The following is a 23,197-nucleotide window of genomic DNA, read 5'->3' as shown; positions in this document are numbered from 1 at the left end:
CCCGGGCCCGGTCAGGCCGGCCCAGGTCAGGCGCGTCCGACGGTGCCGGCCCGGGCCAGGTCGGCGGCACCCACGAAGCCGGCGTCGGGGCCGAGCTCGGCCAGGACGATCTCGGCCTCCGGCCGGTGGCCGCGGCCGGCCAGGGCGGCCCGGAACTGGGCCCGAGCCGGGCCGAGCAGCAGCTCACCGGCGTCCGAGACGCCGCCACCGATCACGAACCGGGCCGGGTCCAGGACGGAGGCGAGGCTCGCCAGGCCCTGGCCGAGCCAGTGGCCGACCTCCTCGAAGCACTTCACCGCCGCCGGGTCGCCCTCGCGGGCCGCGGCCGTCACGTCCGGGCCGGTCAGGCGGGCCAGGTCACCGCCGTCGGCGAGAGCGAGCAGCCTGCGCCCGGCCTCCGGCGAGGTCCCGGCGATCTCGCGGGCGTAGCGGACCAGCGCCCGTCCGCTGGCGTACTGCTCCCAGCAGCCCTGGCTGCCGCAGCCGCACGGAAGGCCGGCCGGCACCACCTGCATGTGGCCGTACTCGGCGCCGACGCCGAACGCGCCGTGGCGCACCTTCCCGTCGAGCACGAGGCCGCTGCCTATCCCGGTGCCGACGGTGACGCAGCACAGCTCGGCGCAGCCGCGGCCGGCGCCGAACCGGTACTCCGCCCAGGCCATCGTGTTCGCGTCGTTGTCGACGACCACCGGCCGGCCCAGCCGGGCGGAGATGATGTCGCGCAGCGGCTCGTCCCGCCAGCCCGCGAGGTTCGGCGCGAACATCACCCGCGCCCCGTCCCGGTCGAGCCAGCCGGCGGCGCCGATGCCGATCGGCGTGGCCGGGCCGACGGCGTGACGGGCCCGCAGCTCGCCGACCACCTCCGCGATCGTGTCCGCTACCAGCCGGGGCTCGTGCCCCGGCGTAGGCCGGCGCACAGAGCCGAGGATGCGGCCTCGCTCGTCGACGACGCCGGCCGCGACCTTCGTCCCGCCGACGTCGACGCCGATCGCCAGGGTGTCTGGAGCGGCGTAGCGGGTGGAACCGGGGTTGGTGGAGCTACTCACTGATGTCGATCCTCTGTACCCGGTCGTGGTCCGACCGGGCTCGATGCGTGGGCCGTTGTGGCGGGCGCGGCGACGCTGCCGGGCCTGGGGGGGTGCCGTCCGCGGGCGGCCAGGCCGCGCGGGCGGCGGCCGCGAGCGAGGCGGCGGCGCTGAGCAGGTGGCTCATGACCTCGCCCCGGCTGCCGGCGACGGTGGCGAGCAGCCGGCACAGTGGGCAGCCGGTGCACAGCGTCGCGCCAGGCGGCACCGTCCAGGGCGGCCCGTGGAACCCGCCGCTCGCGGGCGCTTCGGTGCCCGTCTCCTCGGCCGGCGCCGCGGCGGTGAACGGGTTCCAGCCGCTCGAGGCGTCCGCCGGGTCGGCGGGGCCGCCGTGCGCGCCGAGCCACTCCCGGACCGCCGCCGCCAGCAGCGCCGCCTCCTGCGCGAACGAGCCTGGCTCCGGTGGTACGTGTTCGTCCGTCATGCGCGGACCCACTGGTCCGGGTCGGGCACGAACGACACCACCAGCCGGTCGTCCCGCAGCCAGGCGGCGCTCACGTCGCAGCGCCGCAGCGCCGCGGGCAGCGCCAGCAGCCGGCGGTGCGGTCCGACCGTCACGACCAGCTCGTCGCCCATCCGGGCAAGGTCGACGTCGCCACGGGTGGCGAACGGGACCCCGAACGACAGGGCGTAGCCGTCCTCGGTCCGCTCCACCCGGGGCGCCTCGCCGTCCAGGCCGACGCGGGCGCCGAGCACTCCGGCCGGGTCGAGCGAGCCGTAGGCCGCCGCCCCGAACGCGGCCAGCTCCTCCAGGCCCACCGGCTCGCCGCCGCGGTAGGCCGCGCGCAGCACGGGAAGCGGCGCGAACGCCGCCTCGATCTGTTCGAGCTGCTCGCGGTGCGACGCGGCCCAGCCAGCGCGCCAGACGTCGCCGCCGCCCGGCCCGATCACCCGGTTCGCGACGACCGCGTCCACGGGCAGGCCGTGCAGGGACAGTGCGGTGAACATCTGCCGGGTGACCGCGAGCGAGGCCGTCTCCGGGGTGAGCACGAGGCGCACGCTGGTCTGGACCGGGTCGGTGAGGATCGCGCGCAGGTCGGCCGCGGTGGCCCGCAGCCGGGCCAGCATGTCGTAGACCGGCTCGGCGAGGTGGCCGAACCGGGTCGCCAGCCGCGCGGACCGGGCCAGCGACGGTCGGATCCAGCGGACGAACCGGCCGTCCGGCGGGAGCAGCCGCCGGCAGTACCACGAGAGGGTCTCCGGGAACGCCAGCAGCCGCAGCGCGTCCGCGGCCGGGCCTGCGTCCACGACGACGAGGTCGTAGCGGTCGCAGGTGAGCTGGTCGCGCAGCTCCAGCAGGGCGAGCGTCTCGCCGATGCCGGACAGCCCGGCGAGCTCCTCGGCCTCGATCGGGTCGAGGCCGGCCTGCGTCCAGGCGACGTCGAGCAGTGGCCGCAGGGCGTCCCAGCGCCGCTCGAACGCGCCCTGCACGTCGACCTGCTGGCCGAACAGGCCCGGCTCCAGCTCGACCGGCTCGCCGGCCACCGGATGGTCGAGCGTGGCCGTGAGCCCGCCGACCGGGCTGAACGAGACCAGCAGCGTCCGATGGCCGCGCTGAGCGGCGAGCGTGGCGGTCGCCGCCGCCACCGTCGTGGTGCCGCCGCCGCCCTTGCCGGTGAACAGCACGGCCCGGCCGCGGCGGCCGGTGGACTGGCCGTCGGCTAGCCCCAGCGGCCGTTCAGAGGCATGGTGCACACCGGCCTCAGCTCTCGACGTGCTTTTTGAGATCCTTGAGCGCGGCGTCGATGATGCCACTCTGGATCTTTCGCCGCAGCATCCCTGGAATCTTGACCTTGAGCTCGACGGTGAGGTCGTAGGTGACCTCGGTCTGCCCGTCGCCGAGGTCGCGCAGGGTGTAGCTGCCATCCTGGGCCGACATCATCTCGCCCTCGACGAGCGACCAGGTGACCCGGTCGTCGCCGTGCCAGGTGTAGTCGGTGACGAACTCGTCCTTCGCGATCACGGCGTTCACCCGGAACCGGGCTCTGGTCGGCCGGCCGTCCGGCCCGACCTCCAGGATCTCCGTCTGCTCGATCTGACCGACCCACGTCGGGTAGCTCGCGATGTCGGCGATCGTCGCCATCACCGCCGCGGGCTTGGCGTTGATGACGATCGAGGCGCTGGCGTGATCGGCCATCGCTGTCGGTACCTCCAGATCCGCCCGGGGCTGATCCGGCCCCCCGGCAACGACATCCCCAACGCTCGGCCAGGGCCACCGCGGATGCGATCAGACAGATGATCGCACCTGATGGGTGGCACTCGTGGACGGCCCCGAACGCACGACCGAACCCACGATCGCACGTCCCTCGGCTCGGCCTCTGGAGTGCCTACCACTCCAGCACGAAGGGCGTTCCATGGGCGTTGAAATGCCCCACGTTCACGCAGCGCGTCGCGCCAATATACAAAGAGTCGACAAGCGGTTGGTGGACGTGGCCGAACAGCGCGTACTTCGGCTGCGTCTCCTGGATCGCCTCCAGGATGGCCTTGGAGCCGCGCTCGAACCGGCCGGCCTCGACGTCGTAGACCAGCTCGGGCACGTGCGGCGGGATGTGGCAGCACAGGACGTCCACCACGCCGACGGCCGCCACCTTGGTGGCGAACTCGTCGTCGTCGATCTCGTACGGCGTCCGCATCGGGGTGCGCAGCCCGCCGCCGACGAAGCCGAACCGCAGCCCGCCGATCTCGACGGCCTGCCCGTCGAGCAGGGTCAGCCCGTCGCGCAGATATTCCGGGTACAGGTGCGGCAGGTCGACGTTGCCGTAGGTCAGATAGGTGGGGGTGGGGAACGCGGCGAACATTGCCTCGTACTGGCGGCGGATAGCCGCCTCCATGATCGTGGCGCGGTCGCCCTCCACCCCGGCCCACAGCGTGCGCGACCACTCGCGGGCGTCGTCGAACCGCTGCGCGGTCCGCAGCTCGATCAGGTGCCGGACCGCCTCCGCGCCGAAGAGGTCGCTCATGATCCCGCGGCTGTGGTCGTGGTAGTCCAGGAACAGCACCAGGTCGCCCAGGCAGATGAACGCGTCGGCACCCTCGGCCGCGGCCGGCAGCGCGTCGGCCCTGCCGTGGACGTCGCTCACCACGTGGACCCGCATGTCGGAAGCTTAGGACATCGAACCCGAGGGTAGCGGTGCGTCAGAGTGCCACCGCCGCGGCGCCGCGGCGGTACCGCGCTCCGGCATTACGCCGCGGTGTCGGCCGGCATCCGCCCAGCCGGCCGGGACGCGAATGGTTCGCCGTTTCGGCGGGTGCGGACTAACGTCTGACCGGGAGCCAGCGCCCGTGTGGCCCGCTAGCAGTGTGACCCCGGTAGCCGATGTGACCGCGTCGGTCGCCCGCAATCCCAAGGAGTCTCCGGTGCGTGAGTTCACCTCACCAGCCCTGGTCACCGTGGCCGACGACGCGACGCTCACCGACCGGGTGCTCGGCTTCGCCGACAGCCAGCCCGACGCGCCGCTGATCCGGCACAAGGTCGACGGCGCGTTCGTCGACCTGACCGCCGGCCAGTTCGTCGAGCTGGTGCTGGCCACGGCGGGCGGCCTCGTCGCGCACGGGGTCACCCCCGGGAGCCGGGTCGGGATCATGAGCCGGACCCGCTACGAGTGGACCGTGCTGGACTACGCGATCTGGGCCGCCGGCGCGGTCACGGTCCCGATCTACGAGACCTCCAGCGCCGAGCAGATCGCCTGGATTCTCACCGACGCCGAGGTGGCCCTCGTCGTCACGGAGACGCCGAAGCTGGCGGCACTGGTCGCCGGGGTCCGCGACGAGGCTCCGGCGCTGCGTGAGGTGCTCGTCCTCGACCCGGCGGCCGGCGAGCCCGGCGCCCTTGAGGCGCTGAGCGCCGACGGCGCGGCCGTCACGCCCGCGGCGCTCGCCGAGGCGCGCGCCGGCGTGCGGGCCGACAGCCTCGCGACCCTCATCTACACCTCCGGAACGACCGGCCGGCCCAAGGGCTGCGAGCTGTCCCACCGGGCGCTGCTGTTCGACGCGCTGTCCTCCATCGCGATGGCGCCCGGGGTGTTCACCGCCGGGGCCTCGACGCTGCTGTTCCTGCCGCTCGCGCACGTCTTCGCGCGGCTGGTGCAGAACATCGCGATCCAGAGCTGCCTCCCGATCGCCTACACGTCCGACACGAAGACGCTGCTCGCGGACCTGGCCCAGGCGAAGCCGAGCTACGTGCTGGCCGTGCCGCGCGTCTTCGAGAAGGTGCACGCCGGTGCCCGGCAGAAGGCCCACAACGAGGGCAAGGGCAAGATCTTCGACGCCGCCGAGGCGACCGCCGTCGCCTACAGCGAGGCGCTGGCCACCCCGCGCGGGCCGGGCCTCATGCTGCGGGCGCGGCACGCCGTGTTCGACCGCCTCGTCTACACCAGGCTGCGGGCCGCGCTCGGCGGCCAGGTCCGCAACGCCGTCAGCGGCGGCGCTCCGCTCGGCGAGCGGCTCGCGCACTTCTTCCGCGGCGTCGGCCTGGCCATCCTGGAGGGCTACGGCCTGACCGAGACGTCGGCCGCGGTCACCGTCAACCGGCCGGACAACGTCCGGGTCGGGACCGTCGGCCAGCCTCTGCCGGGGGTGACCGTCCGCGTCGCCGATGACGGCGAGGTGCTCGTCCGCGGGCCGCTGGTGTTCACCGCGTACCACGCGGACGAGACCGCCACCAAGGAGGCGCTCGACGCCGACGGGTACTTCCACACCGGCGACATGGGCAGCCTCGACGCCGACGGCTTCCTGCGGATCACCGGGCGCAAGAAGGAGATCCTGGTGACCGCCGGGGGCAAGAACGTCGCGCCGGCGCCGCTGGAGCACCGGCTGCAGACGCATCCGCTGATCAGCCAGGCGGTGGTGATCGGCGACCGGCGCCCGTTCATCGCCGCGCTGCTCACCCTCGACGAGGAGGCGCTGCCGCACTGGCTGACCGCGCACGGCCGGCCGGCGCGGACCCCGGCCAGCGAGCTGGTCGACGACCCGGAACTGCTCGCGGACCTGCGGATGGCGGTCGACTCGGCGAACACCTCCGTCTCGCACGCGGAGGGGATCAAGAAGTTCAGCGTGCTGCCCGCGGACTTCACCGTCGAGACCGGCGAGCTGACCCCCAGCCTGAAGGTGCGCCGGTCCCTCGTCATGGACAGGTACGCCTCGGCCGTCACCGAGATCTACGGGACCGGCGAGGCCTAGACGGGCCCGCGCCGCGTCGGGTGGCCTGGTCCCGGGTCAGCCGGCTCGGTCGGCACCGACGCGCAGCCGGCGCAGGGCCCGGAACGGCACGACCAGCAGCAGCGCCATGAGGGCGGCCCCCAGCAGCGGCAGCGCCCACAGCAGCGGGCCCGAGTCGCCGCTCTTCGCCACGGCGACGGCCCGGGCGGTCGGACTCGCCGACGCGCTCGCGGCGGCGGCCACCGCCGGGTCCGTGCAGGCCTGGGCGCCGGCGTACGGCGGCGGGGCCGGCGCGGAGCCCCCGGTGGCCCGGGTGACCGTCAGGGAGACCTGGGTGGCGCCGGGCTCGGCGGCCAGGCACAGCAGCGCGGAGCCGGGCCGGGACAGCAGCCGGGCGCCGGTGAGCTTCACCGTGTACCCGGTCGGGTAGGCCGCCGCTGGCAGGTTGACGGCGGTGACCCAGCCGGTGGGCGTCGGCTGGCCGGCCGGCAGCGTGCCCGCGGTGAAGCGCAGGCTGAACGTGCCCGCGGCGTCGGTGCCGAACGAGGCCGGGCTGCCGGCGACCGCCAGCGGGTACGGCCGGGCGAGCACCGAGCGCGGCGGCTGCCCGGTCGCCGGGGCGGGGTAGAGCCAGCCGATCGCGTTGCCGTCCGCGGCGGCCGTGAGCGCGACCAGGGCCGCGTCGCCGCTGCCGGGCCACGAGATCAGGTAGCCGGTCGGGTCGTTGACGGCGACGATCGCCTCGGGCTCGAACGCGGCGGCCTGCTCACGCCACAGCTGGTGGAACGGGTCGACCGCGGCGATCGCGGAGCTGGCCGCCAGGACGGCGGCGGCGTCCCTGGTCTGCGCGTGCGGGAGCTCGTAGCCGATCAGGCCGCTGGTGTCGCGGAACGCGGTGGCCAGCCGGCGCAGGGCGTTCTGCAACGTCGAGGTCGGCACGGTGGCGCCGCCGACCGGCACGACGCGCAGCACCACGACGAAGCCGCGGTTGGTCAGCGCCCGCGTCACGCTCGCGGCGGCGGCGAGGCCGGGGTCGTTCGCGGTGACGCCCGTCACCGGGTCGGGGAAACGCCCCGCGGCCGACAGCGGGACGGTCACGCCCGCCGCGTCGATGCCCGCCTTGACCCACCCGTCGAGGTCGGCTGCCGTCGGAGTCACCCCGGCCGCCAGCGCCAGCCCGTGTGGGACGAACATCCGGCCGTACCCGTCGACCACCGAGCTCCCGGCGCGGGTGACGGTGCCGGCCGGTGCCTGGCCGGCCGTGGCCGGCGTGCCCCCGGCCGCCGGGGTGGCCGCCAGCGCCGCAGGCGCCGCGCTCCAGGCGAGGCCGAGGCTGGCGGCCAGCACGAGGCCGGTGGCACGCCGGGTGACGCGACGCCCGCCTTGCCCGTTGTGCGCCGAAGATGCCCCCACGCGCTCCATACTGCCGTGTCGTCCGCGCCGGCAGCCAGCGGCCTGCTGCCGGCCAGATCGCTCGCGCCCGCGGTCCGGCAGCCGATGGCCCGGCGCGTCCCGCAGCTGGGCTGGACTGGGTCAGTCGGACTCGCGGGTGGCGCTCGCCCGGGCGGGGCCCGCCTGCCGCGGGGTGGCGGTCCGCTTCGGCTTGCCGGCCGGTTCGGCCGGGCGCCCGGGCAGCGCGGCCGGGCCGGCCTGCTCGGCCGCCGCCGCGGCGGCGGCCCGGGAGGCGGCGATCTCGTCCTTGGCCTGCTGGGCATACATGTCGACGTACTCCTGGCCGGACAGCTGCATCAGCTCGTACATGATCTCGTCGGTGATCGAGCGCAGCACGAACCGGTCGTCGGCCATGTCCTGGTAGCGGCTGAAGTCCAGCGGCCGGCCGATCCGCATGCCGACCCGGCGGATCCGCGGGATCGTGCGGCCCTGTGGCTGGACCTCGAACGTCCCGAACATCGCCACCGGGACGACCAGCACCTTGGCCTCCAGCGCCATCCTGGCGACGCCGACCTTGCCTCGGTAGAGCCGGCCGTCCGGCGAACGGGTGCCCTCGGGGTAGATCCCGAGCAGCTTCCCGCCGGAGAGCACCCGTACTCCGGAGCGCAGCGCGGCGTCGCTGGCCTTCCCGCCGCTGCGGTCGATCGGGAGCTGGCCGACTCCGCTGAAGAACATCCGCTTCGCCCGGCCCTTGAGGCCGCCCTGGGTGAAGTAGTCCATTTTCGCGAGGAAGGTGACCCGCCGCGGCAGCATCAGCGGCAGGAAGATCGAATCCAGGAAGGACAGGTGGTTGCTGGCAAGGATCGCCGGCCCTTCCGCCGGCACATGCTCCAGTCCCTCGATCCAGGGGCGCCAGAACGTGCGCAGAAACGGTGAAAGGACCACCTTGACGACCCAGTAGAACACGGCAGCTCCCTGCTCGGCCGCGCCGCGGCCGCCCGGCCTCCGACGCTCCGGGCGAGGGCACCCGGGTGTCACCGGACTTCCCGGTGGCGCGTCCGATGGTCGAAACGACCCTAGCCTTCCCCGGGCTCACCGGGGAGCAATCCCCCCACGGTTGCGCCGCTGTGCGGCCCATGGTCACACCCGGCCCACCTGTGGGCCACCGCGGTACGGCGGTCCGGCCTTGGTGAGGCCGGGGTGTCGCGCCGCGGCACCGAGCCCGACGCGATATGTGGGTGCGGCGGCGGCGCGCTCGACCACCAGATCCCACCGGGCCCCCGATCGAAGGGGAAGCCCGTGGTCTCCGCGCTGGCCGCGTGGCAGCATTGGCCAGGGGCCTTGGCCGAAATCTGGTGGAACGTTCGGGAAGGCGGGTCACAGATGGCTTCTGCCGACCGCGGCCGTGGCGCGGGAGCGCCGTCGGCCGCCGTGCTGCCGGGTGCCGAGCCCTTCGTGCTGGGGGCCGACGGCCCCGTCGGGGTGCTGCTCGTGCACGGCTTCACCGGTACGCCACAGAGCCTGCGGCTGTGGGGGGACTACCTCGCGGCCGCTGGGCTCACCGTGCGCTGCCCGCTGCTGCCCGGGCACGGCACCCGGTGGCAGGACATGGCCCGGACCGGCTGGCGCGACTGGTACGGCGCGGTCGACGAGGCGTTCGGCGACCTGCGTGCTCGCTGCGGCCAGGTGTTCGTGATGGGCCTGTCGATGGGCGGCACGCTGGCGCTGCGGCTCACCGAGGAGCGGGGCGCGGAGGTGGCCGGCGCCGTCACCGTCAACCCCAGCCTCGGCACCGACCGGCGGGTCGCGCGGCTCGCCCCGCTGATCGCCCGGGTGCGCCCGTCGGTTCCGGGGATCGCCAGCGACATCAAGGCGGCCGGTGCCCGCGAGGTCGGCTACGACCGGGTGCCGGTGCGGGCGTTCGTGTCGCTCATGGAGCTGTGGAAGGTGACACTGCCGGACCTGCCCCGGATCGTCAGCCCGGTGCTGACGTTCCGCAGCGTCATCGACCACGTCGTCGAGCCGAGCTCCGGGCGGCTGCTGCTGGCCGGGATGACCTCGGCGCCCGTCACCGAGCGGCTGCTGGCGGACAGCTACCACGTCGCCACCCTCGACAACGACCGGCAGGCGATCTTCGAGGGCAGCCTGGAGTTCGTCCGGGCGCACTGCGCCGCGCCGGCGCCCGGCGCCGCGGCCGCCTCCGGGGCCGCTGACGTCGATGTCTGACACCTCCGATCCTCGTCCCGCCGACGGTTCTGCCGACCAGCCGGCCGACGAAGACGTCTTCGCCGAGCTGGTCGCTCACTTCCACGACGAGCCCGCCGCGACCGTCTGGCCGGACGCCGAGAACGTGGGCCGCGCCGCCGAGCCCACCGACGGCCAGGGCGACGAAGGTGACGGAACGGACCCGGCCGAGGATGGCGCTCCGCCAGCGAGGACCGGCCGGGACAGGCTTGACGAGGCCATCGGGCGCACGCTGTTCGTGGTCGGCCCGCCGCAGGCGGCGGGCGGGCCTGGGGACGGGGCCGTCCGCGAGGAGGACGACCACTACGTCCCGCCGCCGCCACCACGGGCGCCGTGGCCGCGGCCACTCACCTGGGTCGCGATCGCGGCGATCGTGCTCGGGGTCGTCGTGCTCGCCGTGCCCGCGCTGGTCGCCCAGGCGACCAGCAGCTCCACCCAGGAGGTTCTGGGCGTACTGCTCATCCTGGGCGGCGTCGGCGGCCTGGTCGCGCGGATGGGGGAGCGGCCGCCGACCGACGACGACAACTGGCCCGACGACGGCGCGGTCCTCTGAGGCCGTCAGCCGGCTGAGTGGCGCGTCACCAGTGGCGCGCGTGCGCGACCCATGGCGTCGGGACCGCGGGTGCGTCACCCTGAGTGGATACTGCCGCGCCGTGCGCGGGCGTGGGCAAGGCGGGGCTGGGGCGGGGGCGGGCGGGCGGTTGGGGTCAGGACCGCCCAGGACAGGACAGGAAGGGACAGCGGCGTGCGCTTCCACGAGAAGGTCGAGGTCCACGGGCACCTGATGGACACGGGCGTGCTGGCCCGGGTGCTCGACGACGTGCTCGACTACGGCGGCGACTACGGGGTCGACCGGATCGACCTGGGCCGGACGCACGACGACGAGTCGCATGCGGTGATCACCGTCGGCGCCCCGTCCGAGGAGCTCCTGATGCGCATCCTCATGCGTATCCAGGTGCACGGGGTGAACCTGATCGACCCAGGCGAGGCGGTGCTGCGCCCGGCCGACCGGGACGGCGTGTTCCCGGCCGACTTCTACGCCACCACGAACCTGGAGACGGTCGTCCACCTGGACGGCCAGTGGGTGCCGGTGGAGCAGCCCGAGATGGACTGCGGCCTGGTCGTCCACGGCGGCCGGGTCCGCACGGTGCCGGTCGCCGAGGTGCGCGCCGGCGATCAGATCGTCTGCGGCTCGGCCGGGGTCAAGGTCGTCCTCCCGATGACCGACCATTCCACCCACTCGACCCGCTCCTACGGGACCTACGGCGCGATGGCGCTGCCGCCCTCGGGCTCCACCCAGCCGCAGGCCATGCTGGTCCGCGCGATCGCCAGGCAGGTCCGCGAGGTCAAGGCGGAGGGCCAGCAGGTGCTGTGGGTCGCCGGCCCGACGGCGATCAGCAGCGGCGCGTCCGGCGCGCTCGTCGCGCTCGTCGAGGCCGGCTACGTCGACGTGCTGTTCGCCGGCAACGCGCTGGCCACCCTCGACGTGGAGCAGGCCCTCTACGGCCACCCGATCGGCCTCGGGCCGCTGCGGGCCAAGCGCGTGCAGCGCGGCAACGAGCAGCACATCCGGGCGATCAACACGATCCGCCGGGCCGGCTCGCTGCGGGCCGCGGTGGAGCAGGGCGTGCTGACCGAGGGCGTGCTGCACGCGATGGTCAAGGCCAACAAGACGTTCGTGCTGGTCGGCTCGGTGCGCGACGACGGGCCGCTGCCGGACGTGCACACCGACGTGCTCGCCGGCCAGCGCGCGATGCGCAAGGCGCTGCGCCGCGTCGGGTTCACGATGATGATCGCCACCGCGCTGCACTCGGTCGCGACGGGCAACATCCTGCCCGCGTCGGTGCCGCTCGCCGCCGTCGACATGAACCCCTCGACGGTCGCCGCACTGACCGACCGGGCCGCCACCCAGGCGCTCGGCGTCGTCGCGGACACCGGCCTGTTCCTGGAGCACCTGGCCAAGGAGCTCGTTCCCGACTACCAGCCGCCGGACCCGCCGAGCACCTTCCACGACGCCCGATAGGCGGGCCGCCGGGGGCCGCGGCGCCTCGGTGATCAGGCCCGCCCCGGAAGCCGGCAGACTGAGGGCGTGGGCGGCTTGCGTTATTTCTACGACACCGAGTTCATCGAGCGGATGGACGGCGGGCATCACTGGCTCGACCTGGTGAGCATCGGGGTGGTGAGCGAGGACGGCGACCGCGAGTACTACGCGGTCTCCACCGAGTTCGACCCGACCAGGGCCGGGCAGTGGGTCCGGCGCAACGTGCTCGACCAGCTGCCAGCGCCGTCCGCCCCGGTGTGGCGCTCGCGCGCTCAGATCAGGGAAGAGCTCGTCGCGTTCCTCACCGCGGACGGCGACCCGGAGCTGTGGGCCTGGTACGGCGCCTACGACCATGTGGTGCTCTGCCAGCTGTTCGGGATGATGCCGGCGCTGCCGGCGCCGTTCCCGCGGTTCACCCGCGACCTGCGCCAGCTGTGGGAGGAGACCGGCCGGCCCAAGCTGCCGTCCCCGCCGGCCGGGGCGCACGACGCGCTGGTCGACGCCCGGCACAACCTCGCCCGCTGGCAGGTCCTGGCTCCGCTGCGGGCCCGCCTGGTGCCCTAGCCGCGCCGCTGGCGGGCGCCGCTGGCGGGCGCCTGTCCTGGAGTGACCACGACCCGGCCGCCACGATCGCGAGGGGCCGAACGTCACCGTTGCGACGGCGGTGTGGACCGGGACCACACGCGGACGCGGTGCGACGCTGAATCGCGGGCGTCCACCGGTGAGTGGACCTTGTGACCTGAGCCACTCGGTCTTACGCTCCGTCATCGGTTGGCCTCGTCGACGGTGAGAGTGGGAGAGCCGTGAAGATCGGTGTGCTGACGGGGGGCGGCGACTGCCCCGGGCTCAACGCGGTGATCCGCGCCGTCGTGCGCAAGGGCGTCGGGGTGTACGGGCACAGCTTCGTCGGGTTCCGGGACGGCTGGCGCGGCCCGCTGGAGGGGGACACCGTCGCCCTCGACATTCCGGCTGTGCGGGGCATCCTGCCGCGTGGCGGCACCATCCTCGGCTCCAGCCGGACCAACCCTTACAAGATCGCCGACGGGCCGGACCGGGTCAGGGCGACCCTGGCCGCGCAGGATGTGGACGCCATCATCGCGATCGGCGGCGAGGACACCCTCGGGGTGGCGAGCCGGCTGGCGGACGAGGGGGTGCCGGTCGTCGGCGTCCCGAAGACGATCGACAACGACCTCGCCGCGACGGACTACACGTTCGGCTTCGACACCGCGGTGAACATCGCGACCGAGGCCATCGACCGGCTGCACACCACCGCCGAGAGCCACCACCGGGTGCTCATCGTCGAGGTGATGGGCCGCCACGCCGGCTGGATCGCGCTGCACAGCGGGATGGCCGGCGGAGCGAACGTCATCCTGATCCCCGAGCGGCCGTTCGACATCGACAAGGTCTGCGCCCACGTCGAGAGCCGGTTCGCCACCCGCTACGCGCCGATCATCGTGGTCGCCGAGGGTGCCACGCCGCTGGCCGGGACGATGTCGGTCAAGGAGGGGGAGCGGGACGCCTTCGGTCATGTGCGGCTGCAGGGCATCTCCGGGCTTCTCGAGGCCGAGATCCGGGCCAGGACCGGCCGCGAGTCCCGAGCGACCGTCCTCGGCCACGTGCAGCGCGGCGGCACGCCGACCGCGTTCGACCGCTGGCTCGCGACCCGCTTCGGCCTGCACGCCATCGACGCGGTCCACGACGGCGAGTTCGGCACGATGACCGCACTGCACGGCACCCGCATCGACCGCGTCCCGCTGCGCGACGCCGTGGCCGAGCTGAAGACCGTCCCCGAGGACCTCTACGCCGAGGCCGAGGTCTTCTTCGGCTGAGGCGATCGTCCCGACCGGGCGCAGAGCGCCCGCGGGACGCTCCGCCTGTCGGACGCTTCGCGTCCTCCCTGCGCTGGATGAGGTGGGCCACCGAGACGGTGACCGGCGCGGTGCGGGCCGGGGTCCTGGTCGCCTTGCGCTGGTCGGCCGCGGACGGGGCTCGGGAAACCAACGTGAAACGTTCGTGGCCGGCCCGTACCCTGGACGGGTGAGTGAGCTCGGACTTGACAGCGCGCCGACGGTTACCGACCAGGCCTTTCCGGAGCTGGACCTCTGGCGGGCCCTGCCGGCGAAGCAGCAGCCGAACTGGCCGGACCCGGCTGCCCTGCGTGGGGCCTATGCGGAGCTTTCGGCGCTGCCTCCGCTGGTCATCGCCCCCGAGGTCCGGTCGCTCACCGAGCGGCTGGCCGACGTGGCCCGGGGCGAGGCGTTCCTGCTGCAGGGAGGTGACTGTGCCGAGACCTTCGCCGCGAACACCGCGAACAACATCCGCGACAAGGTGAAGACGCTGCTGCAGATGGCGGTCGTGCTCACCTACGGCGCGTCCACCCCGGTGGTGAAGGTCGCCCGGATCGCCGGCCAGTATGCCAAGCCCCGCTCCGCCGACATCGAGACGTCGACGGGCCTGCCGTCCTACCGCGGCGACGCCGTCAACGGCCTGGACGCGACGCTCGAGGCCCGGCTGCCGGACCCGTACCGGATGGTCTCGGCCTACCACCACAGCGCCGCGGCGCTGAACATGATCCGGGCCTTCGCGACCGGCGGCTTCTCCAGCCTGAGCCAGGTGCACGAGTGGAACAAGGCGTTCGTGCGCGACTCGGCGGCCGGCCGGCGCTACGAGCTGATGGCGACCGACATCGAGCGGGCACTGGCGTTCATGGCTGCCTGTGGCATCGATCTCGACCGCACCGCGGAGCTCGGCGGCGTCGAGCTCTACACCAGCCACGAGGGCCTGCTGCTGGAGTACGAGCGGGCGCTGACCCGGGTCGAGGAGTCGACCGGCCAGGTCTGCGACCTGTCCGCCCACATGATCTGGATCGGTGAGCGCACCCGGGACCTCGACGGCGCGCACATGGAGTTCCTGTCCCGCGTCACGAACCCGATCGGCTGCAAGATCGGCCCGAAGGCGAGCCCCGACGAGGTGCTCGCGATCGTCGAGCGGATCAACCCGGAGCACATTCCCGGCCGGCTCACGCTGATCTCCCGGATGGGCACCGGCCGGGTCAGGGACGCGCTGCCGGCGGTCGTCGAGAAGGTCAACGCGGCCGGCCATCCGGTCGTCTGGGCCTGCGACCCGATGCACGGCAACACCCGCGACGTGGGCGGCGTGAAGACCCGGCACTTCGACGACGTGCTCGACGAGGTGCTCGGCTTCTTCGAGGTGCACAAGGCCCTCGGCACCCACCCGGGCGGCCTGCACATCGAGCTGACCGGCGAGGATGTGACCGAGTGCCTCGGCGGCGGCCAGGAGATCGGCGAGGCCGACCTCGGGGGCCGCTACGAGACGGCCTGCGACCCGCGGCTGAACACCAGCCAGGCACTGGAGCTCGCGTTCCTGGTCGCCGAGATGCTCCAGGCCACCCGGTCCCGCCGGGCTCACGCGCACGCGCAGTAGCCGGGCTGGGCGGGACGTGGGTCCCGGCGGCCGTACGTGAGGAGGGGGCGATCCCAGTGGGATCGCCCCCTCCTCACGTCCTGGCGGGACCGCTCACGGTCAGCCGCCGCCGAGGCGGACGTAGACCGTCGAGCCGGACGCGACCGTCTTGCCGGCCGGGGGCGTCGTCGACACCACGTTGCCGTTGGAGAAGTTCGACCAGAACTCCTTCTGCGGGTTGAGCCCGGCGTCCTGAAGGATCTTCTGCGCCTGCGGCCAGGACTTGCCCTTGACGTTCGGCACCTGCACCGGCGTGCCGGACTTGTCGACGGTCGACACGAGGAGGGTGACGGTGTCGCCCGCCTTCACCGTGGAGCCGACGCCCGGCGAGACGCCCGCGACCTTGCCCTTGTCGGCGGTGCCGCTCGTGTCGGAGCCTTGCTGGACCTGGAGGTTCATCCCCTCCAGCTCGGCTTTCGCGTCGGCGAAGGACTGCCCGATGACGTCGGCCGGGATGGTCATCGAGGTCTTGCCGGTGCTCACCAGGAGGGTGACCTGGCTCGACGGGTCGACCTTCGTGCCGGCCTTGGGATCGGTCTCGACGACCATTCCCTCGGCGATGGTGTCGTTGGCCTCGGTCTGCACGCCGCCGGGGCTCAGGCCCGCCTTCTGCAGCTTGGTCTGCGCCTCCGCCTGTGACAGGCCTTGCAGATCCGGCACGGTGACCTGCTGCGGCCCGAGCGACAGGACGAGCGTGACGGTGTCCCCGGCCTTGACCTGCGCGGTGCCCGACGGGGACTGGCTGACGACGTGGTCCACGGGGGTCGAGCCGTCGTAGACGGCGGTGCCGAACGCGGGCTTCAGTCCGGCCTGGTTGAGCTCCTGGACCGCGTCCGTCCTCGACTCGCCGGTGAGAAGGGGTACCTGGTTGCCGCCGCCACCGCCCAGCAGCGCGTGCGCCGCCAGGATCACCAGGATCAGCGCGACCACGCCGGCGGCCAGGCCGAAGACCCACCCTGGCGGGCGTCGCCGGCCGCCCGGCCCGGACACGGAGTGCCACCTGGAGTGGGCTCCGTACCCCGGACCGCCCGGCTCGGCGTCGTAGTCCGCTTCGCCGTAGCCGTCGGTGTCGAAGTAGTCCTCCGGTCTGCCGCCGCCGGCAGGGCGGTTCACCCGGGTCGGGGCGTAGCCGGGCGTCGGTGCCGCGGCCGCGTACGGCCCCGGGTAGACCGTCGTGCCGGCTGGCTCGCCCGGTTCGGCCACGAAGGGCATCACCCGGCGGACCTCGTCGAGCAGCGCGGGGCCGTCCTGCGGCCGTTCGCCGGGCCGGCGGGCCGTCGCCCGCAGGGTCAGGCCGTCCAGCTCCGGCGGGATGCCCGGGACGATCTGCGACGGAGCCGGGATCTCGCTGTGTACCGACTGGTAGGCGACTGACATCGGGGTGGCGCCGGTGTGCGGCAGCTGGCCGGTGAGCATCTCGAACAGCACGACGCCCGCGGCGTAGACGTCGCTGCGGTAGTCGGCGACGCCGTGGGTGACCTGCTCGGGCGCCAGGTAGCCGACGGTTCCCATGACCACGCCCTGGGTCAGCGCCGCGGTCGGCTGGGCGAGCGGGCGGGCCAGGCCGAAGTCGGCGACCTTCACCTGGCCGTCGTCGCCGAGCAGGATGTTCTCCGGCTTGATGTCCCGGTGGATGATGCCGGCCTGGTGCGCCGCGGTCAGCGCCTCGGCGACCGCGTCGATGATGTCCAGCGCCTCGAAGGGCATCAGCCGGCCCCGGCTGGCCAGGTACTGGCGCAGCGAGCGGCCGCGGACCAGCTCCATGACCAGGTAGTTCAGGATGCCGGCCGGGGTCTGCGCCGAGCCCTGGTCGAGCACGGAGACGACCCGCGGGCTGTTGAGCGCGGCAACCGCCCGCGCCTCTCGGTGGAACCTGGCGACGAAGTCCGGCTCGTGCATGAGATTCGGATGCATCACCTTCAGGGCGACCATCCGGTCCAGGCGATTGTCGTGCGCGATGTAAACCGTCGCCATACCGCCGACGGCGAGGCGCTCCTGTGCGGTGTACCGGCCGTCCAGGAGGCGACCGATGACGGGGTCGGCAACCGTGGCATCCACCCGGTCAGTGTACGATTGCGCCCTCTTACGCGAACTTCGCCTGCCGTGCCGTGACCTTCGCGACGTAGACCGCGGTGTCAGGAAAGAAGCCGGAACGTCGCACTGAGTCAAGACCCTGGTAGTACGCCGCGATGGCGATCGGGAGATTCGATGACGTCGCGGCGAGCAGGTACCGCAGGAACGCGACCCCGCCGGTGATGTTCTGGGCCGGGTCGGTCCGGTCGATCGGCTGGCCCAGCTGGGCCGCCAGCCAGCGCGCGGTTCGCGGCATCAGCTGCATCACGCCGACGGCCCCGGTGCGGCTCACCGCTCCCGAGTTGAAGCTGGACTCGACGGAGGCCACGGCGAGTGCCAGCGCCGGGTCGAGGCCCTGGCGGGCTGCCTCGGCGCGGATCAGCGCCTGGATCGCGGCCACCCGCGCGCTCACGCCGGACGTCGTCCCGGTACTGACCACGCTCGCGCCGCCGGCCGAGGTGGCGGCTGGCGCAGTCTCCGCTGGCGCGGTCCCGGTCGTGGCCGCCGGGTCTGGGGCGGGGGAGCCGGGGGACAGGAGCAGGATCTGGCCGATCCGCAGGCCGTCGTCCGGCTGCAGACCGTTCTGGGCCGCGAGGTCGGCGACGCTCTGCCTGCTCCGCGCCGCGAGCAGCGAGAGCGACTCACCCGACTGGACGACATGCCCACCGGGCGGCTGCGCCGGCGCCGCGGGCGTCGTGGCATCCCCTGCGGCGGGCGGCCCTGCGGCGGGCGGCCCGGAGCCGGGCAGATAGAGCAGGTCGCCGATGCTCAGCCCGTCGTCGGTCAGGCCGTTCATCGCCCGGATCCGGTCGACTGTCGTGCCGTGCCGCGCGGCGAGCGCCCACAGCGAGTCCCCGGCGCCGACGCGGTAGGGCCCCCAGCCGCCGCCGGCCGACGCGCCGCCGGCCGCGGCGACGAGCAGGACGCCGGCCACCAGCCCGGCGCCCCGGGCGGTGGCCCGGTTCGGGTGGCGGCGGGCCGAGCAGCCGGGCGTCTCGGGCCGCACGAGGGGACTTCGTGGTCGCATGCGTTTCCTTCCGGCTTCGGACCCTAACGACCGACAGTGACGGACGGACTACGTATCGACAAGATCATTAGACCTGCCTGGCGTGATCCGCGCGTTCTACCGGCCGCTGGGCCCGGCGGCCACCAAATCGGTTCCGTGACTGTCGCGATGCCGAGCTTTCGCCGCGATCGCCCCCGTTGGACCTACAATCCGAACTGGACCCGGGGAGCCCGTGGACGACGGGCTGAGAGGCTGACCAGCAACCGCCAGCGACCCGTAGCACCCGATCGCGATCATGCGCGCGTGGGGAGGGGATTGCGATCACCAGTACCTCGTCTGTCCTGGCCGGGCTGCCCGGCGGCGACGACCCGTTGCGGATCGCCGGTCAGGACTTCGGCAGCCGACTGCTGGTCGGGACCGGGAAGTTCGGCAGCCACCGGGTGATGCGCGACGCCCTGGTCGCGAGTCGGGCCGAGATCGTCACGGTGGCGCTGCGCCGGGTCGACCTCGACCGCGCCGGTGAGGGCGACGTCCTGGATTTCGTGCCACCCGAGATGACGCTGCTGCCGAACACGTCCGGCGCCGTCAACGCCGAGGAGGCGCACCGGCTGGCCCGGCTCGGCCGGGCGGCGGTCGGCACCGGGCTGGTCAAGCTGGAGGTCACCCCCGACCCGCGGACGCTGGCGCCCGACCCGGTCGAGACGCTGCGGGCCGCCGAGCTGCTCGTCGCCGACGGCTTCACCGTGCTGCCCTACTGCCCCGCCGACCCCGTGCTGGCCCGGCGGCTGGAGGAGGCCGGCTGCGCGACGGTCATGCCGCTGGGCAGCTGGATCGGCTCCAACCGCGGCCTGCGGACCCGGGACGCGCTTGAGGTCATCATCGAGGCGGCCGGGGTTCCGGTCGTCGTCGACGCGGGGATCGGGGTGCCGTCCGACGCGGCCGAGGCGATGGAGATCGGGGCCGCCGCCGTCCTGGTCAACACCGCGATCGCGGTCGCGGCGGACCCGGTGGCGATGGCGCGCGCGTTCGCGCTCGCCACCGTCGCCGGCCGGCTCGGCTACCGGGCCGGGCGCGGCGCCGTCGGAAGCGCGACCAGGGCTGAGGCGTCCTCCCCGCTGACCGGCTTCCTGAGCGCCACGACGGCCGGGGCAGTGGCGGCCGGGCCGGGGGCGTCATGAGCGCCGCGCCCGGCGAGTTCGCCGGGGTCCTCGCCGGCCTCGGCCTGCCGGCGCTCGCGGCGCGGGGGCTGCGTGCCGACGACGCCGCGGTGAGCGCCACTCTCACGGCCGCCCGCGCGGGCGGCCGGCTGACGCTGGCGGACCTCGCCGTGCTGCTCTCACCGGCCGCCACCGCTCGGCTCGAGGAGCTCGCCCAGCTGGCCCGGGAGACGACGCTGCGCCGGTTCGGCCGCGCGGTCCGGCTGTTCGCCCCGCTGTACGTCTCCAACGAGTGCCTGTCGTCCTGCACCTACTGCGGCTTCTCCAAGGGCCTGCCGGTGGTGCGCCGGACGCTGTCCCTCGACGAGACCGAGGCCGAGGCGCGGCTGCTGGCCGAGCGGGGCTTCCGCCACCTGCTGCTCGTCTCCGGCGAGCACCGGATCGAGGTCTCGGCCGACTACCTGGTGTCCGTCGTGGAGCGGCTGTCCCCGCTCTTCCCGGCGATCTCGATCGAGACGCAGACCTGGTCGGACGACACCTACGCCCGCCTCGTCGCCGCCGGCCTCGTCGGCGCCGTCCACTACCAGGAGACCTACGACCGGGACCGCTACCGCGAGGTACACGTCGCCGGCTGGAAGCGTGACTTCGACCGTCGGCTGTCCTCGTTCGAGCGGGCCGGCGCGGCGGGCGTGCGCCGGCTCGGGCTCGGCGTGCTGCTCGGCCTCGCCGTCGACTGGCGCGCCGACGTGCTCGCCCTGGCCGCGCACGCGACGTTCCTGAGCCGCCGGTTCTGGCGGACCGAGGTGATGGCCGCGCTGCCGCGGATCCGCCCGAACGCGGCCGGCTTTCCGCCCGTGGTCGTCGTCGGCGACGCCGAGTTCGTCCAGGCCCACGCCGCCCTGCGCCTCTACGAGCCGGACCTGGACCTCTCCCTGTCGACCCGGGAGCCCGCGCCGATGCGCGACGGCCTGGCCCGGATCGCCGTCACCACCATGAGCGCCGGCTCATCGACCGAGCCAGGCGGCTACGGGACACCTGGTGAGGCCGGCGAACAGTTCTCGATCAGCGACGAGCGCCCCCCCGCCGAGGTAGCCGCCGTCCTCGTCGCCGCCGGCTACGACCCCGTCTGGAAGGACGCCTTCCCACTCGTCGGGACGTAACAGCAGGTCAAGAGGCTTCGTGACTGCCCCTCGGACCTCGCGGACCGGGGAGCGGGACGCCGTGCGAAGATCATGACCTATGGCAGTGGTCGACGACGCGGGGTGGGTTCTATGAGCAACCCGTTCCCGGCCATGAAGCCGCGCGAGCTCCTGCGGGTGCTGGCCCAGTTGGGTTACGTTGAGGTGAGGACGAGCGGCTCGCACCAGCGCCTCGAAGCCCCCGGGCGCCCCGCGCTGACGTTCGCGTTCCACGCGTCAGTGACCTCGATCGGCCCGGTGATGGTGCGGAAGATCCTCGTAGGCGAAGTCGGCCTGACCCCGAAGGAAGCGCTGGAGGCGACCAGACGTGGCTGAGCTAGTCGACCTGATCGTCCGCCAGGATGGCGACACCTGGGCGGCATGGTCGCCGCGGTGCCCAGGATTGGCAATCATTCAGGTCACAGAGTCCGATCTCGTTCGCGAGGCCCGTAGTGCCGTACGCGAATACCTCGCCGACCCGAAGGCCGAGCTACGCCTGCACGTCGAGTCCGAGGTACGGGGCGTCGTCTTCCGGGTTTGTCAGGACGAGCACCAATGGGCACGCCATCACGTTGTAGACCGCCTCGCCGCGGTGCTCGGCGATTCCAATCAGGCCGCCGACCTCGCCGCCCGAGACGCGAACGCACTGGGCGACGTCGTGTTCGTCTGCGCGATGCCGACCGACACGCTGGACTGGGTCGAGCGTCAGATGGAGCCTGGCGACGCGCTGAACATGGCGATCTCGGTCGCGGACGCCCTGATCTGGGTCAGAACCTTCCGTAGCGGCGACTTCCAGGCTGACGACGACCACGACGCGCTTCCCACAACGACCACGATCGCCGAGGTCATGCGGCTCGAGGACGCTCCGCTCCAGGTCGCAGCCTGAGCCTGGTCCGGTCTATCCCGGCCCTTGTAACGCGGTGATGATCTCGCTGGTGTGCCGATGTGACGGGCGAAGCTAATCCAGGCTTGATACGGGGACGCTTCGGTAGCCTGCGGCCTATGGAACGCGTTGTGGTGGTGGGAGCCGGGCTGGCCGGTGGGCGGACGGTCGTCGAGCTCCGTGAGCAGGGGTACACCGGCCAGATCACCGTGGTCGGGGCCGAGGTGCACCTGCCGTACGACCGGCCGCCGCTGTCCAAGGCCGTGCTGACCGGGCGGACGGACAACACCCAGCTTCCCTACGGCCTCGACGAGCTGGACGGCGTCGAGCTGCTGCTCGGCCAGCGCGCTACCGGGCTTGAGCCGGGCACGGTGCACACCACCGCGGGCCTGGTGAACTACGACGGACTGGTCATCGCGAGCGGCTCGGCCCCGATCCGGCTGCCCGGCAGCGACAACCAGCGCCTGCTGCGGACCATCGACGAGGCCCGCGCGCTGCGCGAGGCGTTGCGCCCGGGGCTGCGCCTGGTCATCGTCGGCGCCGGCTGGATCGGCGCCGAGGTCGCGACCGTCGCCGCCAAGCTCGGCGCCGAGGTGACCGTCGTGGAGGGAGCGAGCCACCCGCTGCTCCCGCTCGGCCCCGAGGTCGGCGGTCACGCCGTCGGCTGGTACGCCGAGGCCGGTGTCACCCTGCGGCTGGGCGCGATGGTCGACAAGATCGGCGAGGACGGCCTGCTGCTGCGGGGCGGCGAGTTCCTGCCGGCCGACGAGATCGTCGTCGGCGTCGGCGTGCGCCCGGACGTCGGCTGGCTCGGCGGGACGCTGCTCGTCGAGGGCGGCGTCGTCGCCGACGAGCACCTGCTGGCCAGCTGGGCGGGCGACGTGGCCGGCGCCGCTGGCTCCCCGCCGGTGGTCGCCGTGGGCGACTGCTCGGCCTGGTGGTCGGCCCGCTACAACCAGCGGATGCACGTCGAGCACTGGGACGCCGCGCAGTCCGCCCCGGTGGTGGCCGCCAGCACGCTGCTCGGCCTGGCCGCCGGCACGCCCGTCGAGCAGCTGCCGACGTACAACCCGGTGCCCTACTTCTGGTCGGAGCAGTTCGGCCGGATGGTGCAGTTCGCCGGCCTCCCGGCGGCGGGCGACGAGCTGGTGTTGCGCGGCGACCCGACGGCGGTGCGGACGCCGGAGATGAAGAAGGCCCCGGGCTGGTCGGCCGGCTGGTTCGCCGCCGACGGGACGCTTTCGGCGCTGGTCACGGTCGTCCGGCCGGTCGACATGGTCGCCGGCCGCCGCCTGCTCAGCTCCGGCACCAAGCCCGACCAGGCGCAGTTCGCCGACGTTGGCGTCCCGCTGAAGGCCCTGCTGCCTGAATAACGGGCCGGCCCGGGTCACGCGGTCCGCCACGCCGTTGCTCGACGATCCGGCGCAGGGTAATCACGGGCCGGCTACCTGGACGTTCGGGGCGAGCCCGTGTATTGGCCCCGTTGATGGACGGATTT

The 23,197-nt window shown here is 73.5% G+C and carries 21 protein-coding genes and 1 riboswitch; of the genes, 12 read left to right on the top strand and 9 right to left on the bottom strand.

What is annotated here, in order from left to right:
* Window positions 1–26: 26 nt before the first annotated feature.
* From FRADC12_RS03665 to FRADC12_RS03645, 5 genes are all read right to left on the bottom strand, one after another.
* Window positions 27–1,046, bottom strand: a complete 1,020-nt coding sequence (locus FRADC12_RS03665) for an ROK family glucokinase (RefSeq protein ID WP_045875554.1) — start codon at window positions 1,044–1,046, stop codon at window positions 27–29.
* Window positions 1,039–1,509: a hypothetical protein gene (locus tag FRADC12_RS03660; protein WP_045879043.1), complete on the bottom strand. Its 471-nt coding sequence runs from the start codon at window positions 1,507–1,509 to the stop codon at window positions 1,039–1,041. The genes FRADC12_RS03665 and FRADC12_RS03660 overlap by 8 nt, the downstream gene beginning before the upstream one ends.
* The gene (locus FRADC12_RS03655; RefSeq protein ID WP_283215136.1) at window positions 1,506–2,756 is read right to left on the bottom strand and encodes an ArsA family ATPase; all 1,251 of its coding nucleotides are present in this window, start codon (window positions 2,754–2,756) and stop codon (window positions 1,506–1,508) included. Before FRADC12_RS03655 ends, FRADC12_RS03660 begins: the two co-directional genes overlap by 4 nt.
* A gap of 31 nt (window positions 2,757–2,787) precedes the next feature.
* Window positions 2,788–3,222 carry an SRPBCC family protein gene (locus tag FRADC12_RS03650; RefSeq protein ID WP_045875553.1) on the bottom strand — a complete coding sequence of 145 codons (435 nt, stop codon included), beginning with the start codon at window positions 3,220–3,222 and terminating at the stop codon, window positions 2,788–2,790.
* A 190-nt stretch (window positions 3,223–3,412) separates the two neighbouring features.
* Window positions 3,413–4,180 carry a metallophosphoesterase family protein gene (locus tag FRADC12_RS03645; RefSeq protein ID WP_045875552.1) on the bottom strand — a complete coding sequence of 256 codons (768 nt, stop codon included), beginning with the start codon at window positions 4,178–4,180 and terminating at the stop codon, window positions 3,413–3,415.
* Between the two features lie 262 nt (window positions 4,181–4,442).
* On the opposite strand from FRADC12_RS03645, the gene FRADC12_RS03640 reads away from it, so the two are divergent.
* On the top strand, window positions 4,443–6,263 hold the full coding sequence (locus FRADC12_RS03640; protein WP_045879041.1) for an AMP-dependent synthetase/ligase: 1,821 nt from the start codon (window positions 4,443–4,445) through the stop codon (window positions 6,261–6,263).
* A 36-nt stretch (window positions 6,264–6,299) separates the two neighbouring features.
* Here the strand turns inward: FRADC12_RS03640 and FRADC12_RS03635 are convergent, their stop codons facing one another.
* Together FRADC12_RS03635 and FRADC12_RS03630 are read right to left on the bottom strand one after the other, a co-directional pair.
* Window positions 6,300–7,655, bottom strand: coding sequence for a hypothetical protein (locus FRADC12_RS03635; RefSeq protein ID WP_157488679.1), 1,356 nt, complete (start codon window positions 7,653–7,655; stop codon window positions 6,300–6,302).
* A 120-nt stretch (window positions 7,656–7,775) separates the two neighbouring features.
* Window positions 7,776–8,600, bottom strand: a complete 825-nt coding sequence (locus tag FRADC12_RS03630) for a lysophospholipid acyltransferase family protein (protein WP_045875551.1) — start codon at window positions 8,598–8,600, stop codon at window positions 7,776–7,778.
* A 417-nt stretch (window positions 8,601–9,017) separates the two neighbouring features.
* On the opposite strand from FRADC12_RS03630, the gene FRADC12_RS03625 reads away from it, so the two are divergent.
* From FRADC12_RS03625 to FRADC12_RS03600, 6 genes are all read left to right on the top strand, one after another.
* Entirely contained in the window at window positions 9,018–9,860 is an 843-nt protein-coding gene (locus tag FRADC12_RS03625; protein ID WP_045875550.1) for an alpha/beta hydrolase, read from the top strand.
* Entirely contained in the window at window positions 9,853–10,431 is a 579-nt protein-coding gene (locus FRADC12_RS28045; protein WP_052710667.1) for a DUF308 domain-containing protein, read from the top strand. The genes FRADC12_RS03625 and FRADC12_RS28045 overlap by 8 nt, the downstream gene beginning before the upstream one ends.
* Window positions 10,432–10,623: 192 nt before the next feature.
* Window positions 10,624–11,901 carry an ornithine cyclodeaminase family domain gene (locus FRADC12_RS03615; protein WP_045875549.1) on the top strand — a complete coding sequence of 426 codons (1,278 nt, stop codon included), beginning with the start codon at window positions 10,624–10,626 and terminating at the stop codon, window positions 11,899–11,901.
* A 66-nt stretch (window positions 11,902–11,967) separates the two neighbouring features.
* Complete coding sequence (locus tag FRADC12_RS03610) at window positions 11,968–12,483, top strand: polyadenylate-specific 3'-exoribonuclease AS (RefSeq protein WP_084010428.1); 516 nt, start codon at window positions 11,968–11,970, stop codon at window positions 12,481–12,483.
* A 239-nt stretch (window positions 12,484–12,722) separates the two neighbouring features.
* Window positions 12,723–13,748, top strand: coding sequence for a 6-phosphofructokinase (locus FRADC12_RS03605; protein WP_045875548.1), 1,026 nt, complete (start codon window positions 12,723–12,725; stop codon window positions 13,746–13,748).
* Between the two features lie 208 nt (window positions 13,749–13,956).
* Window positions 13,957–15,363 carry a class II 3-deoxy-7-phosphoheptulonate synthase gene (locus FRADC12_RS03600; RefSeq protein WP_045875547.1) on the top strand — a complete coding sequence of 469 codons (1,407 nt, stop codon included), beginning with the start codon at window positions 13,957–13,959 and terminating at the stop codon, window positions 15,361–15,363.
* A 99-nt stretch (window positions 15,364–15,462) separates the two neighbouring features.
* On the opposite strand, the gene pknB is transcribed toward FRADC12_RS03600, so the two are convergent.
* Together pknB and FRADC12_RS03590 are read right to left on the bottom strand one after the other, a co-directional pair.
* Entirely contained in the window at window positions 15,463–17,460 is a 1,998-nt protein-coding gene (gene pknB, locus FRADC12_RS03595) for a Stk1 family PASTA domain-containing Ser/Thr kinase (RefSeq protein WP_045875546.1), read from the bottom strand.
* A 25-nt stretch (window positions 17,461–17,485) separates the two neighbouring features.
* Window positions 17,486–18,481: a transglycosylase SLT domain-containing protein gene (locus tag FRADC12_RS03590; RefSeq protein ID WP_232303594.1), complete on the bottom strand. Its 996-nt coding sequence runs from the start codon at window positions 18,479–18,481 to the stop codon at window positions 17,486–17,488.
* Between the two features lie 212 nt (window positions 18,482–18,693).
* Window positions 18,694–18,808, top strand: a riboswitch (TPP riboswitch).
* Between the two features lie 23 nt (window positions 18,809–18,831).
* Between FRADC12_RS03590 and FRADC12_RS03585 the strand changes: the two genes are divergently transcribed.
* The 5 genes from FRADC12_RS03585 to FRADC12_RS03565 all read left to right on the top strand — a co-directional run bounded on the left by FRADC12_RS03585 (window position 18,832) and on the right by FRADC12_RS03565 (window position 23,072).
* Window positions 18,832–19,659 carry a thiazole synthase gene (locus FRADC12_RS03585; protein ID WP_045875544.1) on the top strand — a complete coding sequence of 276 codons (828 nt, stop codon included), beginning with the start codon at window positions 18,832–18,834 and terminating at the stop codon, window positions 19,657–19,659.
* Window positions 19,656–20,798 carry a 2-iminoacetate synthase ThiH gene (thiH, locus tag FRADC12_RS03580; protein ID WP_045875543.1) on the top strand — a complete coding sequence of 381 codons (1,143 nt, stop codon included), beginning with the start codon at window positions 19,656–19,658 and terminating at the stop codon, window positions 20,796–20,798. The genes FRADC12_RS03585 and thiH overlap by 4 nt, the downstream gene beginning before the upstream one ends.
* A 111-nt stretch (window positions 20,799–20,909) precedes the next feature.
* Window positions 20,910–21,152, top strand: coding sequence for a type II toxin-antitoxin system HicA family toxin (locus FRADC12_RS03575; RefSeq protein WP_045875542.1), 243 nt, complete (start codon window positions 20,910–20,912; stop codon window positions 21,150–21,152).
* Window positions 21,145–21,702, top strand: a complete 558-nt coding sequence (locus FRADC12_RS03570) for a hypothetical protein (RefSeq protein ID WP_052710666.1) — start codon at window positions 21,145–21,147, stop codon at window positions 21,700–21,702. Before FRADC12_RS03575 ends, FRADC12_RS03570 begins: the two co-directional genes overlap by 8 nt.
* A 116-nt stretch (window positions 21,703–21,818) precedes the next feature.
* Complete coding sequence (locus FRADC12_RS03565) at window positions 21,819–23,072, top strand: NAD(P)/FAD-dependent oxidoreductase (RefSeq protein WP_045875541.1); 1,254 nt, start codon at window positions 21,819–21,821, stop codon at window positions 23,070–23,072.
* Window positions 23,073–23,197: the final 125 nt, after the last annotated feature.

This window comes from Pseudofrankia sp. DC12 (assembly GCF_000966285.1).
GTDB lineage: Bacteria > Actinomycetota > Actinomycetes > Frankiales > Frankiaceae > Pseudofrankia.
Note: the sequence above shows the minus strand (reverse complement) of the source record. Positions and strands in the feature narration are given on the sequence as shown.

What these genes read in the sequence shown, in the direction of transcription:
- FRADC12_RS03650 (WP_045875553.1), bottom strand. Translation starts at nt 3,222, where the DNA reads ATGGCCGATCACGCCAGCGCCTCGATCGTCATCAACGCCAAGCCCGCG.
- FRADC12_RS03625 (WP_045875550.1), top strand. Translation starts at nt 9,018, where the DNA reads ATGGCTTCTGCCGACCGCGGCCGTGGCGCGGGAGCGCCGTCGGCCGCC.
- FRADC12_RS03660 (WP_045879043.1), bottom strand. Translation starts at nt 1,509, where the DNA reads ATGACGGACGAACACGTACCACCGGAGCCAGGCTCGTTCGCGCAGGAG.
- FRADC12_RS28045 (WP_052710667.1), top strand. Translation starts at nt 9,853, where the DNA reads ATGTCTGACACCTCCGATCCTCGTCCCGCCGACGGTTCTGCCGACCAG.
- FRADC12_RS03565 (WP_045875541.1), top strand. Translation starts at nt 21,819, where the DNA reads ATGGAACGCGTTGTGGTGGTGGGAGCCGGGCTGGCCGGTGGGCGGACG.
- FRADC12_RS03575 (WP_045875542.1), top strand. Translation starts at nt 20,910, where the DNA reads ATGAGCAACCCGTTCCCGGCCATGAAGCCGCGCGAGCTCCTGCGGGTG.
- FRADC12_RS03645 (WP_045875552.1), bottom strand. Translation starts at nt 4,180, where the DNA reads ATGCGGGTCCACGTGGTGAGCGACGTCCACGGCAGGGCCGACGCGCTG.
- thiH (WP_045875543.1), top strand. Translation starts at nt 19,656, where the DNA reads ATGAGCGCCGCGCCCGGCGAGTTCGCCGGGGTCCTCGCCGGCCTCGGC.